We start from the raw sequence: 14,010 nt of genomic DNA on the forward strand, positions 1-14,010 counted from the left end.
TAGTAGTGTTTCTAGTGTAGGTCTTTTTCATAATAGGTTTGGGTTTTGTTATTGATTTTTACTTTGTGTTTAACTTCTAAAGTTAAGAAAGCAAGGTTAGAATGAAAAGATTAAATGTATTCTATATTGCTGACTTCCAAAATCATTCTACCCAAACTGGTTGTGTAAAAGCCCCGTTTGCCGCCACATCCCAAACTTCCAGTCTAATCCATTTTTTATTTATTAAATCTATAGTGAAATCGAAATCTTGAACTCCAAATGACTCTGTACTGCTTAGATCAAATCTTTCCCGTGATACATTCTCTCCATCACCTGATATAATTTCTATGTAGTTCAAAGGAAAAGTCCAGTCAACAGACACTTTTACTTTAGCTTTTCCACTACCCTCCATCTGTAAAGTCTCGCCACTTTCTTTGCCATTTACTGAGAAAGAAGGCAAAAGAATTTCTCCCGTTCCGGAGAAAAATTTACCCGTTTGCATGGCATACAATACAGGTTGCCAGCCTTCTTCAAATTTTGGGAGCTTGTCCATCTGCAGGTAATTGATGTTCATCGGGCCATAGATTTCATAGTCAGGCTCCAGTTTGAATAAATCAGCTTCAGCGATCACATATTTCCTTTCTCCCCAATTGGCCATATCATCCATCAAACCCAGCACTCTTCTTCCCATATTTGGAATAGACAAATCAGCAGGAATTACTTTCCAGGCTGCACCATTGAAGCGGTCAGATTTGAAAAATGCTTCTTCTTTATATTTATCCGGAAACCCTGTTGATCCTTTTGTGCGTGCATGGGCAATCCAAGCAAGGCCTTTTTCCTCTTCAAGTAGCTGAAGCATTTCCTCCTTATTTCCCACTCTGTACACTTTGCCATACTCCTCGGTTTGTTCTACGAAAGGCTGTCCGTCTTCACGTGACATAATCCAATAGACAGGCTTTGGAAACATATTCATCCAATGTCCCCCATAATGTACATTCGGTTCCTCACCAGGAATCATCAGAAAATCCCCCGTGGATAAGCGGGCACTTTCCTCAAACATCAACTTCAATTCCGGTAGGCGTCTTGGTCCCAGATCCCTTGGATTTCCAGCCAAATGGTATTCTCCCAAATGCATGATATTTACGCCCATGCTGCGCAAAGCCTTTACATGTCCGGGAATCTCCGGAACCGGCTTATGCGTCAGAATATCGTCCATGTGCTCAGTATGGAAATGGCTCGCCATCGTGCGATAACCATCCAGTGGTTTATATTGATCAGCATGTGTGTATGCTTTTACATCTTCTAATATCTGCCCGTCTTTAGTATCAGATAGCAGTACAAAGAAATTCAAGCGCTGCTCAGTTTTAGGCGGGGCATTGAACCAAGGCACGTGTCGATTGTCTCCCATCAGATCCTGCCGTATTCCTATCCCATAGCCGTCCACCATTTCCCGATAATCCGCACCATGCCATACATATTTAAGATTGTAAGCATTGTCCAAGGGATAAAAATACTGGTGTGGGGGAGGAAATACTGCCAAACTTCCTTCCTGTCCTTCACCGATAATTGTTCTGTATTTCACAGCTAGGTTCTCAGCCGGAGAATCTGCTTCGGTGTCTAAGGATGACTGAAAATACCCATCTGTATCCGACCAAAAAATCTCATTCCATGCTTTTGATTCACTTACCAAACCCGCATCGTAGATGATTGCTTTGGCATCTTCCTCCGTCCTCATCACCGCAGCCATGTTCAGTAGTGGGCTTCCATGGTAAAGTGTGACTTCAAGCCAGCCTTCGAAATTTCCGGCTTTCATGGAATTTACTCGGATGATGGTTCGCTTTCCATGGCTCTTGACTGTAATCGTTTCTTTTTCCAAACTCACTTTAAAAGCTTTGTATGGATTGTATGCCGTTCGGTCAAAAAAGATATTCCAGCCACTTTCCTTACTTAGATCCCGCTGCCCGACTGTGAGCAAAAACAGGGGATTTACATTTTGTGCAATTTCTTTTAATCCCTCAGCATCCTCTAGCTGTATAGCGCTTAAAAGGGGAGTTCCTTCATGCATATCAAGTTGCAACCTCCCTTTTTCATGAGAGCCAGCTGGCCATGAAACAATGACCATTCCGTTCTGTTCCTCTACAGATGCTCCGTTCTCAGATGAAAAACCAGTCAGATTCACTTTACTTTGAGCAAATACAAAAATTGTATTAATAAACAGAAGTGATAGAAGTAGGGGAAATTGATAGGTCTTCATAGTGGGAAAATTTTCAAAAAACAGGGGATTCCTGTGTATTGGTACTAGGCTCGCGGCCTGCTACACTTGGCCAGCCATTTGCCCATGTTATTTTATCCAGAAGCAGAACTCGGCGGTTAGTACCGTTATTCAGTTTTGGCTTTTGCTTAGCCATGCCATGGTAGAGAAGCCAGTCTTGACCTTCTTTATCGGTTATGATTTCAGCATTGTGTCCGGGTCCAGCATAGCCGTTGTTGCTGGCATTCGCCCCAACTACCAAAGAGCCGGAGTTTTCATCCAGCAAATTTTTTCCATTTTGATCCAAATATGGACCTGCTAGATTTTCTGATCGTCCCACCAGCACTCTATACGTGCTATTTGCTCCTTCACAGCAAGTTCCCGCTGATCCGAAGAGGTAATAGTATCCGTCTTTTTCGAAGACATAGGCCGCCTCCAGATGGTTACCCGCAACTTGGATTTTTTGTCCTTGAGGCTTTTTGCCATCGGCAGTTAGTTCCGTAAGAAACAATCCGTGGAAACTTCCCCACATCAGGTATTTCTTCCCATTTTCCTCGATATAAAATGGATCAATAGAGTTCGCCACGCCAATTTCCTTGGAATCAAATACTTTTCCCTGATCCACAAATGGCCCTTCTGGCTGATCAGCTATAGCCAATCCTACTCCGGGATTAGGGTCTCCCCAAGTGGAAAAGGAATAATACATGTAAAATTGATCTCCTACTTGCGTGACATCAGGAGCCCAGATTCCTCCTCTTTCTTTCCAGTCAGGCTTTTTGTTCATGGAGTTGCCTACTAGTTCCCAGTTTACCAGATCTTTTGATTTGATCACAGGAACCAAATGATAGCCTCCCTCTTCACCCCAATTATCCTCGGTGCCATAGGCGTAAAATTCACTGCCGACTTTTACCACTGTTGGATCTGCCAAGACAGGTTCGAAAACAGGGTTGGTGTACGTTATGGTGTCACTGGTTTGGACTGGATCAGGAATAGCTTGCTCAGATGACTCGGTACAAGAGCCAAAAGTGAGCAGAAGACAAATCGGTAAATACATGTGTTTCTTTTTTTTAAACATAATTAAAAAAAGCCGGGTCGCCCAGTACCCATCTCACTGGCTGGACTTCCCGGCTTATCCATAAGAGGCTTATAGATTTACTTTAACTATTTCTGAGAAGATCATATCTTCTACGCCTTCTATTCTTACCCCCACTCTGGCATATGCATAATCCTGCGTAGGAACCCGCTCAGGTACATCTGTCTGAAGTGAGATGCCATTCATAGATTCCAGATCACCACCACCTCTGTTGGTAGTGGCAATGCTGGTTCGTACATCCACAAATGAGGTCTTGCTCACGTAAAGGGAAACTTCCTGAATATTTCTCGCCCCTTCTCCGGTGATGATCTGATCCAAATCAAAACTTGCAGAGACCTGATCCGATCCTCCGTCAATACTCACATTTCGGATCATATAGTAAGGCATTACTTCTATATCCATTGTTTGGCTTCCGGTAAGATTGACAGGAATAGTATCATTACCGGTTTGATCGTTTGTGATCTTCTGAAAAGGTCCTTGGTTATTCGGAATGATCATTTTGTAGTCTCCTTTGAAAAGCAAGGAGGAATAAGATCCATCCTGATCTACCGCCACTCCGATATTACCCAGACGCTGCCATCCGGATTCCCAAAGCTCGATGTACACGTCATTATAGCTGACACCGATCGGTTCTCCTTGGTAAACTATCCTACCTTCCAGTTGGAAACTAGGCTCATCGTAATTGTCATAGCTGCAGGATGCTAGGGAAGCTGCTATTCCCATCATTCCCAGTATATTTTTGAAATTTGATTTCATTAGTTCTTGAGTTTAGAGGGATACTTATTGATTTGGATTTCGGACAATCTTCGGGTTGTTGTTTCGCACATTGTCACCAATAAATGAATAATAGTTACCCAATCGGAAACGGTGCGCATTAAATACCGGTGCTGGTAAAAACTCCTCAAACATCCACTTGCCGTTGTTCGGAGAACCTGGCTCGTAATATTTGAAAGGCTTCAGTCCAAATACCCGCGTGCTTACTGCCAGTGCATTCCCCGGATTATTGGTCAAGTCTGTAGTCACTCCATTCCAGATGCGGTGTGCCAATCTCCAGCGCTTTTTGTCCCAAAGGATATGGTTTTCAAAAGCCAACTCTACTTTGCGCTCATGTACGATTCTATCAAAATCAATTTCACCTGGAGTCAGATCGGTAGGGAACCCTGCTCTTCTTCTGACTTGGTTCATGTATTCTGCTGCTTTTGTCAAATCGCCTAGCTCAAATGCCGCTTCAGCAGCATTCAAAAGAATCTCAGCATAACGGAATCTTACCAGCCATACCGATGAACCAGTTCCTCTTTGACCTGATCCTACTGAAGTATCCACGTATTTTCTAAGGTAAAAACCATTCTGTGCTGACCATTCCAACTGATCAATCGGACCGTCGAATCCTACCACTTGTACCGTTGAATTGCTTCCAGGGAGCTGTGCCTGTCCACCCAGTTGTCCCGAGGTGATCACAGAACCATCAGCCAGTTTATACCCTGCCCAAATATCTACTTCCTGTCCTCTGAATGTAGATCCAGGTACAATCACTGTCCCCAATAATCGTGGGTCCCTTCCTTTGAAAATATCCATGGGATCATCGTAGTAAATCGGATCTCCATTCTCATCCTTGGTAGGCAATTCTGCAAAGGTATTGTCGAGCAATTCATAGGATTGAACCAAGTTGAGAGAAGGATTCATTTTGCCTCCAGAGGTATTTTCCTCTCTCAGGGAGCGGGGGATATTCTCAATAGTGAACCCATGAGTTCTTCCCTGAACCAAGAAGTCCTTGGCGAGAATCACCTCATTGTTTGAGCTCTTATTCAGGAAAATATTAGTGTAGTTCTCTGACTTATTCGGATCCTGGTCATACAGTTCATAGGTGCCCAAGCCCATCACTTCTTCTGATGCATTCAATGCGGTGGTGTAATATGCATCTGCCATACTTGCAGGAATCCCTACTTCTCCACCTGGCAATGAAACCTCAGGAGTCAGTTGGCCATAATTGGCAATAGATCCTGCATAAAGAGCCGCTCTGGAAACCAAAGCAAGTGCTGCTCCTTTGGTAGCTCTGGATTTGGTGCCGCCATCTGGAAGATCATTTTTGATGGATTCCATCTCTTCGATTACAAAGTCATAGATTTCATGCTCTTTTGCCCGAGGATACTGCAAGTAGGTAGGATCGCCACTATAGTCATATTCGAGTGACTCCAGAATCAACGGCACACCACCCATTCGCTTCACGTGCTCAAAGTAAACCATGGCTCTGATGAATTTAGCTTCCGCCAAAAACCTTGATTTTGCCTCATCGGAAAGTTCAGTTGCGGCCTCACATTTTTCGATGAAAAGGTTTAGGTCACGGATGTATCCATAATCCCACATACCCCAGTCACCATAGCCATATTCCTGGTTTTGATGTCTCCAGTAGTCTCCTGCATTGCTTGCAAAGGTCTCATCGAAATTGGCATATTCCCACCAGTTCTCCAGACCTTGATAGTCAGGAAGTCGGTTATACAAATCAGCCAAGACTGAAAACACCAGGTCTTCATTTTCCCATACTTGATCTTCTCCTAGAATATCCGTGGGCTCTCTATCCAAAAACTGCTCATTGTCACATCCGGCAACTGCCAGTAAAATGAACAGGCATATATATCTTAAATTTTTCATTGTTCGTTCTTTCGGGTTTTTTAGAATGATACGTTGAATCCTACATTCACCACTTTGTTCTGTGGATACTGCAAGCCATTTTCATCTGCTACTTCTGGATCTATTCCGAACTGGTGCACATTATCCAAAGCAAACAGGTTATAGCTGCTTACAAATACACGGGCTCTGGACATATTCCATCTGTTCAGTACTTTCTCAGGAAGCGTATAGCCTACTTCAAGTGTTCTCATTCTTAGGTATTTCACGTTAGTCAGCCACCACGTAGAGTTTCTGTTGTAGTTACTATGTCCACCGGTGTTGAATCGAAGGGGAGGATTCTTGCCTGGAATCCATTCGCTGTTGATATCCAGGATATCCTCTCTGTGGTATCGGTCATCATACATGGAAGCCAATAGGTTTCCACCATTTTGGTAAGGCCATCTCATCTCCCAGTTTTGGTTGTAAGAGTACATTCCACCACCGGAGAAGTCGGCAGTCAGGTCAAAACCTTTGTATTGCAAGTTGAAATTGAATCCAAAGTTTACACTAGGCTGCCCACCGGACTGATAGCCGATCGGACGCTCATCATAGCCATCGATTTTGCCATCATTATTGACATCCTTATAGATTAGGTCCCCAGGTAGTAAGGTTTTGTTTCCTTGCCCATCGACGTTCACAGGATGGCTATTAATTGCTTCGAAGGATTCAAATTGTCCTAAAATCTCATAGCCCCAGAAGATGCCATTATATCTATCTTCACGGGAATTTCTGTACTGATCCCAAGATGAGCTGAAGGTAGGGTTATAAGACTGAAGGAATTTACTACGGGCATAAGAGGCATTGGCACCGATACGGAACACCAAATCCCCTGCTTTTCCATTCCAATTCACTGCGATCTCCGCTCCAGAGTTAGAATCTGAATTCAAGTTTTCATCAGTCAGTCCGTAGCCTAGTTCCAATGGTAGAAACAAATCATTTCTGGTTCCGCGAAGACCGGTTCTTTTTCTATGGAAATAATCTACCGCGCCGGTGATTTTGCCAGAGCCAAAAGAGAAGTCTAGTCCTATATCTGCGATAGTAGCCACATACCAGGAAAGGTTATCTATAGGCTGGCCGGTGTTGGCAGAACCTTGGATGTTTTCTCCATCTACAATTACAGTAGATGCTCCATATCTGTATCCCGTCAGGTAATCAAAAGGCCCAATGCCTATATTATCATCTCCTAACTGTCCATATGAAGCTCTGATTTTCAATTCATCCAAATCTAGATTGGAGGAGAAATCGCTCATAAATCCCTCTTCAGAGATTCTCCAGCCTGCAGATACAGATGGGAAAAAACCCCAACGATTATCAGGGGAAAATTTCCAGGATGCATCCGCTCTACCAGCTACCTCCAGGAGGTATTTGCCTGCATAATCGTAATTGAGACGTCCTACATAGCCGATTCTGGCTTCTTCCTGACGTTCGTCATTATACGTATCGGTATCAGCAAACTCGATTATATCCAAGTAATTATTGGTAGGTACCGAGTGAAGGAAGTTGTAAAGCCTGGTTCGCTCGATTCTCTCGTTCAATGCAAAAGCCGCGAAATTGTGCTTCTCACCAAAGGTCTTGTTGTATGTCAAAGACAATTGCCATACATTTTCCATAATCTTGGTCTGACCACGGTCACGATACGGATTGTCATTTCCTCCTGAGCGGAAGTATTCGTCCGTTTCTGGATTATATCCAAACACATCGTAAGTATATTCAAATGTGTTAAACATTTGATCTGCCAAATAATACGAATACAATCCTTTAGCTACCAAATCAGGAACGATCTCATACTCAGCGGTGAAGTTGGTCTGCAGTACCTGCCATTTGTTTTCATAGAACCCTGTACGATCGTAGTTGAGTAGCGCCCAGTTGGTTTCAATGTTGTTGATATTGGCAGGATAGTCAGGGTTGTCATTGGCGTAAGGACGCTCTGTTGGCCTGTTTCTAAAAAGTGCAAATCTTGGCTGCCAGTAGTCATCACCGCCCGGTACACCAGGATTGTTTCTGTTTTCTATCCTGCCGTTGATCTGCATGCCCACTCGGAGCTTGTCAGTAATATCTGTGTTGATATTGGACTGTATGTTTGTTCTGTTGAATTCAAATTCGTCAGAAAAAACCGCCTTCTGATCGAATCTTGTGACCGATAAGTAATAATTAGTACGTTCAGATCCACCGGATACAGATGCGTTGAAATTACTTTGGGGGGCATTTCCTTGAATGATAAAATCTTTCCAGTCGAATGACTTGTAGCCATATTCGGTTCCCTGATTCCATTTTTCCAATTCTTCCGCAGTGATGTTGGTACTTCCAAACTGATTGATGTCGGCATCTGCTTGGCCTAGCATCCATTCATAAGCATTTACTCCATCTGGGAATCTGGACCAGTTTTGCCAGCCGTAGTATCCATTAATATTAATGGTTGGCGTTTCTCCGCGCTTGCCTTGTTTGGTCTTCACCACGACTACACCATTTGCAGCACGTGAGCCGTAAACTGCCGCAGAGGCATCCTTTAATATGGTGATACTTTCTATATCTCCGGGAGCCAGGTTGTTAAACTGTCCTTCATCTTTCTGGATTCCGTCAATTACAAACAGTGGAGTTCCCATATTTCTGATCTGAAGCCAAGCTCCAGCTCCGGGACGTCCATCCGGTTGACGGAAGGAAAGTCCAGCCATTTTGCCTGCCAGAGCACCTGAGACAGTTGCTGATGGCACCTTGTCTATATCGCGGCTGGTTACATTCGCGATTGCACCGGTGATGGTTTCTTTTTGCTGCTCTCCGTAGCCCACTACGATTACCTCATCCAGGCTACCAAGATCACTTGCCATCTGGATTTCCAGTTCAGTCTGAGTTCCTACGAGAATTTCCTGGGTTTTAAATCCAATAAATGAGGCTCTTAAGGTAGCATTGGCACTGGCGAGCGTAAGTGCAAATTTCCCGTCCAGATCTGTGACAGTACCGTTAGTAGTACCTTTTTCAAGGATACTGACCCCAGGTAGCGGTTCTCCGGAGGACTCTTCCAGGATGGTTCCCCGGACAGTCGTGCCTTGCTGCGCCACTAGCGGTATTACCGCCAGAATGGTCATTAGGAGCAGAAGACTGAATTTCATGAGAAGAAGTCTTTTCATATGATAAACTTGTTTTCAATGACCTTTTGGAATCTTGCATACTTGATACTTCATCGTCATGCTTGATTTCATGAATAGTCATTTTGGGTTAAAAATTATTTAAATAAATGGGTCTTCGTTTTGGCAATATGCTCCCCTGAAGCCTTGAAAAAGGCACTATTAAGCAAATTGAATAGGGGGGAATTATTGCTTTAGTCTTTAGGACTAGGAAGTAAGCCAGGTTAGCTGACTAGGTGGGAGTTGGTGTTTTTAGCATAGGGTTTATTGAGGGTTTTATGTAAAGAAATTAGTCAAGGGATAGAGCTTTTTATATAAATCAATAGGCTCATTTTCCGATACTATAAAAGTAACTTACCTCTAAGCAGGCCTCTATCACTAATGCTTCAAAAAATAGAAGATTTACCGCTTGTGCTATGTATAAATCTTGCAGATAATCTAAATTAAGGAATATAATTTTGTTTAACTCACTTAAATTGTTTGTATTCAGTTAATAGTGTTATTATTTCGGAATTATATAGTTTAATCTTCGGAATTTGTTTTAGTAAACAGAAAACCTTCCGAAATCGATTGCGAGCCGAAAAATATAGTAAGTCCATTTTGTTACTTTTCAGTCAGCAAATGATAAAAAATCTCCAATTATTGCGTCGAGAATGTAATTATTGAATTCAAAATGAGCTAGCTAGCTGGATTTTGATAATTTCAGCATCATAACCCAAAATCCCTATGACCTGGCCAAAAAGTATAATTGCAGGTTTGTTAAGCCTCCTTATTCACCTTTCTTTTTTATGTTCTTCACTAGCTCAGGATAAGCGCTACTATTTTCAGAATTACGATATAAATTCAGGCCTTTCGCATAACTCTGTTTTTTCGATTTTTCAGGATCAACTGGGGTTTATGTGGTTTGGTACCAAGTATGGCCTCAACCGATTTGACGGGCAGCGCTGGAAAGTGTACAATTCTGATTCTAAGGGCAAAAAAGAAGATAAACTAGGGAGTGATTACGTGCATGTGATTATTGAGGATAGTGATGGAATACTATGGCTCGGCACAGATGAGGGGATTTATCTCTTTGACAAATCATTGGACAAATTCACTGCTTTTCCATATAAAACAGCAGATGGACAATTTCCTTTGGATATAATTTCATCCATAGCTCAGGATAAGGAAGGAAACATCTGGATTGCAGGTAATAACCAAGGGCTTTTCAAGTTTGATTTTGAGGAAAAGATGCTTGAACTTCTTTCTCATGATCCTACTAAAAAAGGAAGTATTCCTGCGGGAAATGTTTCATCTGTGAAAGTAGATGATCAAAATGTGGTTTGGGTGGGTTTGATAGATAAAGGGGTAGGTAGATTCCTCGAAGAAAGCGAGACTTTTTCTATGTATATGGATGAGGAAGGCAAGCTAGCCCAAGACCAGGTTTTAGGCTTGCAGGATTGGGGAGATTTTATGCTGATCGGCACAAAAAATAGCGGTGTTAAAAAGCTAGAGAAAAGTAGTGGAAAGATTACAGATCTCCTCACTAAGGATGAAAATGGTAACCCGATATACGTTCGTGATATGTTCCAATTCAGCCAAAATGAACTAGGAATTGGAACTGAATCCGGGCTTTTCATTTTTGATTTTGTGACCAATACTTATCAAAACCTCAAAGAAAATTCGGACGACCCTTATTCCCTTTCCAACAATGCGATCTATTCCTTATGGAAAGATACAGAAGGTGGTATTTGGGTGGGAAGCTATTTTGGAGGAGTAGATTTCCTGCCTAATCAATCCGTCAAATTCGAAAAATACTACCCCATCACCAATGCCAATACGATTAGTGGGATGCGGGTTCGGGAAATGGTCGGGAACGGGGACGGAAGGATTTGGATTGGAACTGAAGACGCTGGTTTAAATCTATTTGATCCACAAACCGGTAAGTTTGAACAATTGCCTATAGGAGACTCGGATCGTGAGTTGCCCTACAGAAATGTCCATGGCTTAGCAAAACAAGGGGATAAACTTTGGATAGGGACATTTAATACTGGCGTAAATATTCTAGATACCTCTACCGGGAAAATCAAAAAAATCACGTCTAATACTCCAGGGTCAGGATTGACGAACGATGATCCTTTTGCAATTCTCTCCGATAGCCAAAATAGAATCTGGATAGGCACTCCCTCTGGGCTGTTTTTGTATGAAAGCCAAAATGATAAGTTTAGGGAAATAGAGCAGTTTAGAGATTACTTTGTTTACGATCTACTTGAAGATAAAAGCGGTACGATCTGGGCAGGGACATATAATGATGGTTTGTTCAGTTTTAAACCAAATACAGAAGAGCTAAGACAGTATCTCCCCGATCCATCCAAACCAGGAAGTATTCCACATCAGACAGTCATCGATTTGTATGAGGATTCTGAACGCACACTTTGGATCGCTACTGCAGGTGGTGGATTTGCAAAATTCAATGAGTCAGATCAATCATTTACATCCTTCACCATTGAAAAGGGATTTCCTGCAAATACCTATTTTAAGATTCTAGAAGATGATTTTGGAGCGCTTTGGCTCACGTCTAATAAAGGTCTGATCCAGTTTGATCCGGAGACAGAAGCTTTAAAATTATTTGATGAGAAAAGCGGACTGATCCCCAGTCCTTTTAACTACCGCTCTGGCTACAAGGCGGAAGATGGTACTTTATATTTTGGATCACAGGGAGGATTTATCTCCTTTCAACCTGACAAAATCGAATCAAGTAGCTCCCCTTCCAAACTTGTTTTCACCGGGATAGAGTTGTTCAATGAAGAAATCCCCATAGATCCAGTAGATGGAATTCTCAAAAAATCCATCTTATACACCGACAAAATCTCATTGATGTCTCATCAAAATTCGCTCACTTTTGAGGTGGCGTCCTTGGGCTACACGAATTCTCAGAATTGGAAGTTCCTCTACAGATTGAAAGGCCTGGAAAAAGACTGGAAGCAGATTTCTGATTCCCAGGCCATCTCTTACTCTTATTTGCCTCCTGGTAGCTACACGCTGCAGGTCAGGACTCCTCAGTCCCAAGGTTCGGATACTTATCAGGAAACGCAGCTAGAAATTGAGATTCTACCTCCTTTTTATAAGACGTCTTTAGCTTATGCCATTTACCTGTTGCTCATTATCCTGCTCGCATATTGGATTATTTCCTTGTATAAAAACCGGGTCAATAATCGTCATCAGGTTCAAATCAACTTGCTCGAAGCGGAGAAGGAAAAAGAGCTTTACGAAGCTAAAATCGAATTTTTCACGAATATCACTCATGAAATAAGAACACCGTTAACGCTGATAAAGGGGCCTTTGGAAGATATTCTCAGCAAGGATAGAAATACTGATCCTGAAGTAAAAAATGATTTGTTGATCATCGAGAAAAATACAAACCGCCTGATCGACCTCAGCAATCAGCTGCTTGACTTTCGGAAGACCGAGCAGCGGGGATTTAAGTTGAGTTTTCTCAAAACTGAAATAAGTGGCATTCTACAGGAACTTCATGACAGATTTAAGGTGACTGCAGTACAATCTGGCCTAAACTTCACCATGGAGAAGTCCACATCCACCCTGTTCGCAGATGTGGATAAGGAAGCCGTGATCAAAATTCTGAGCAATCTACTGATCAATGCCCTGAAGAATGCAGGGACTATGATTCATATTCGGTTAGCTTATGATCCTGCACATCCTTCAGTTTTCCAAATTGAGATATCCAATGACGGAAACCTTATTCCGGCTGAAATGGCAGAGAAAATCTTTGAGCCTTTCTTCCAAATTGCAGATACTAATGCCTCCAAAGCAAATCAAGGAACTGGGTTGGGATTGCCTTTGGCAAAATCACTGGCAGAAATGCACCATGGAAAATTGGCAATGGCTGATAATCGCGAGCTGAATCGATTCGTCTTGGAGCTTCCTGTCAAGCAGAAAGATGCCATTCATTTTGAAGAAGAGAATGACCTGGAAGCTGTAGTAAAAGAACGTGAAGAAGATCAAAATATACCTACCAAGTCGAAGAAGAAAGGCAGCCTTCCGGCTATTTTGTTGGTAGAGGATAATAAGGAGTTGCTTCAGTTTTTAGGTGAAAAGCTAAAAGGGAAATATGTGATACATAAGGCTGCAAACGGTATTTTGGCGCTGGAGATCCTAAAAAGGGAACCGATAGATCTGGTGATTTCGGACGTGATGATGCCAGAGATGGATGGCTATAAACTATGCGAGCACATCAAATCGGATCTTACCACCAGCCACATTCCTGTCGTGCTTCTGACCGCAAAAAATAACATCAACGCCAAAATCACTGGGCTGGAAATGGGAGCTGATGTGTATCTGGAAAAGCCTTTTTCTCTGGAGTTTCTTTACCTACAGATCAAGAATTTATTGCTGCATAGAGATCAGATCAAAAAAGCTTTTGCCAGCCTTCCGATGGTGAATTCGGATACCATCGCCCACTCCAAAGCAGATGAGGAATTTTTAAGGAAAATTAATGAGGCGATTTTGGAAAATATTGAAAACGAGCTTTTTGGAGTGACTGAACTTGCAGATCAGCTGCACATGAGTCAGTCCAGCTTGCTTCGCAAAATCAAAGGAATTTCTGAGCTGACCCCAAACGGCTATATACGACTGGTGCGATTGAAGAAATCTGCCGAACTGCTAAGCGATGGATTGCATAGCATTGCAGAGATCAGCGAGATGGTTGGCTTCAATAGTCCTTCTTACTTCACGAAATGTTTCCAGAAGCACTTCGGGGAGCTTCCTAAAGATTTTGTAAAGAAAGCGGATGTGCTGTAGAAATAGGCGCTTTAGGTGACTGGTGGCTGTTGCAGATTAAGCAAATCCAAGTTGTAAGAGAAGAAGCTGGAGACTGTATATTGATAGATTGAATTCCTTCT

Annotated in this window: 6 protein-coding genes; 1 reads left to right on the top strand and 5 read right to left on the bottom strand. The window is 42.5% G+C overall.

All coding sequences use genetic code 11. The annotated features are described in order from the left end of the window. Positions 1–142: 142 nt before the first annotated feature. The 5 genes from BM386_RS17030 to BM386_RS17050 form a co-directional block, all read right to left on the bottom strand. Complete coding sequence (locus tag BM386_RS17030; protein WP_091696481.1) at positions 143–2,233, bottom strand: CehA/McbA family metallohydrolase domain-containing protein; 2,091 nt, start codon at positions 2,231–2,233, stop codon at positions 143–145. 13 nt (positions 2,234–2,246) lie between these two features. Beyond that, on the bottom strand, positions 2,247–3,305 hold the full coding sequence (locus tag BM386_RS17035) for a family 43 glycosylhydrolase (RefSeq protein ID WP_091696483.1): 1,059 nt from the start codon (positions 3,303–3,305) through the stop codon (positions 2,247–2,249). A gap of 69 nt (positions 3,306–3,374) precedes the next feature. Further along, the gene (locus BM386_RS17040; protein ID WP_091696485.1) at positions 3,375–4,079 is read right to left on the bottom strand and encodes a DUF3823 domain-containing protein; all 705 of its coding nucleotides are present in this window, start codon (positions 4,077–4,079) and stop codon (positions 3,375–3,377) included. Positions 4,080–4,103: 24 nt separating this feature from the next. Next, positions 4,104–5,972: a RagB/SusD family nutrient uptake outer membrane protein gene (locus BM386_RS17045; protein WP_091696486.1), complete on the bottom strand. Its 1,869-nt coding sequence runs from the start codon at positions 5,970–5,972 to the stop codon at positions 4,104–4,106. Positions 5,973–5,992: 20 nt separating this feature from the next. Then, on the bottom strand, positions 5,993–9,115 hold the full coding sequence (locus BM386_RS17050) for a SusC/RagA family TonB-linked outer membrane protein (protein ID WP_091696488.1): 3,123 nt from the start codon (positions 9,113–9,115) through the stop codon (positions 5,993–5,995). A gap of 723 nt (positions 9,116–9,838) precedes the next feature. Between BM386_RS17050 and BM386_RS17055 the strand changes: the two genes are divergently transcribed. Continuing rightward, the gene (locus tag BM386_RS17055) at positions 9,839–13,909 is read left to right on the top strand and encodes a hybrid sensor histidine kinase/response regulator transcription factor (protein WP_091696489.1); all 4,071 of its coding nucleotides are present in this window, start codon (positions 9,839–9,841) and stop codon (positions 13,907–13,909) included. The last annotated feature ends 101 nt before the right edge of the window (positions 13,910–14,010 follow it).

Source organism: Algoriphagus locisalis (genome assembly GCF_900116615.1).
Classification (GTDB): domain Bacteria; phylum Bacteroidota; class Bacteroidia; order Cytophagales; family Cyclobacteriaceae; genus Algoriphagus; species Algoriphagus locisalis.

Bases quoted from the DNA above. Each gene is read 5' to 3' on its own strand.
- BM386_RS17050 (WP_091696488.1), bottom strand. From the start codon at position 9,115: ATGAAAAGACTTCTTCTCATGAAATTCAGTCTTCTGCTCCTAATGACC.
- BM386_RS17030 (WP_091696481.1), bottom strand. From the start codon at position 2,233: ATGAAGACCTATCAATTTCCCCTACTTCTATCACTTCTGTTTATTAAT.
- BM386_RS17045 (WP_091696486.1), bottom strand. From the start codon at position 5,972: ATGAAAAATTTAAGATATATATGCCTGTTCATTTTACTGGCAGTTGCC.
- BM386_RS17040 (WP_091696485.1), bottom strand. From the start codon at position 4,079: ATGAAATCAAATTTCAAAAATATACTGGGAATGATGGGAATAGCAGCT.
- BM386_RS17055 (WP_091696489.1), top strand. From the start codon at position 9,839: ATGACCTGGCCAAAAAGTATAATTGCAGGTTTGTTAAGCCTCCTTATT.
- BM386_RS17035 (WP_091696483.1), bottom strand. From the start codon at position 3,305: ATGTTTAAAAAAAAGAAACACATGTATTTACCGATTTGTCTTCTGCTC.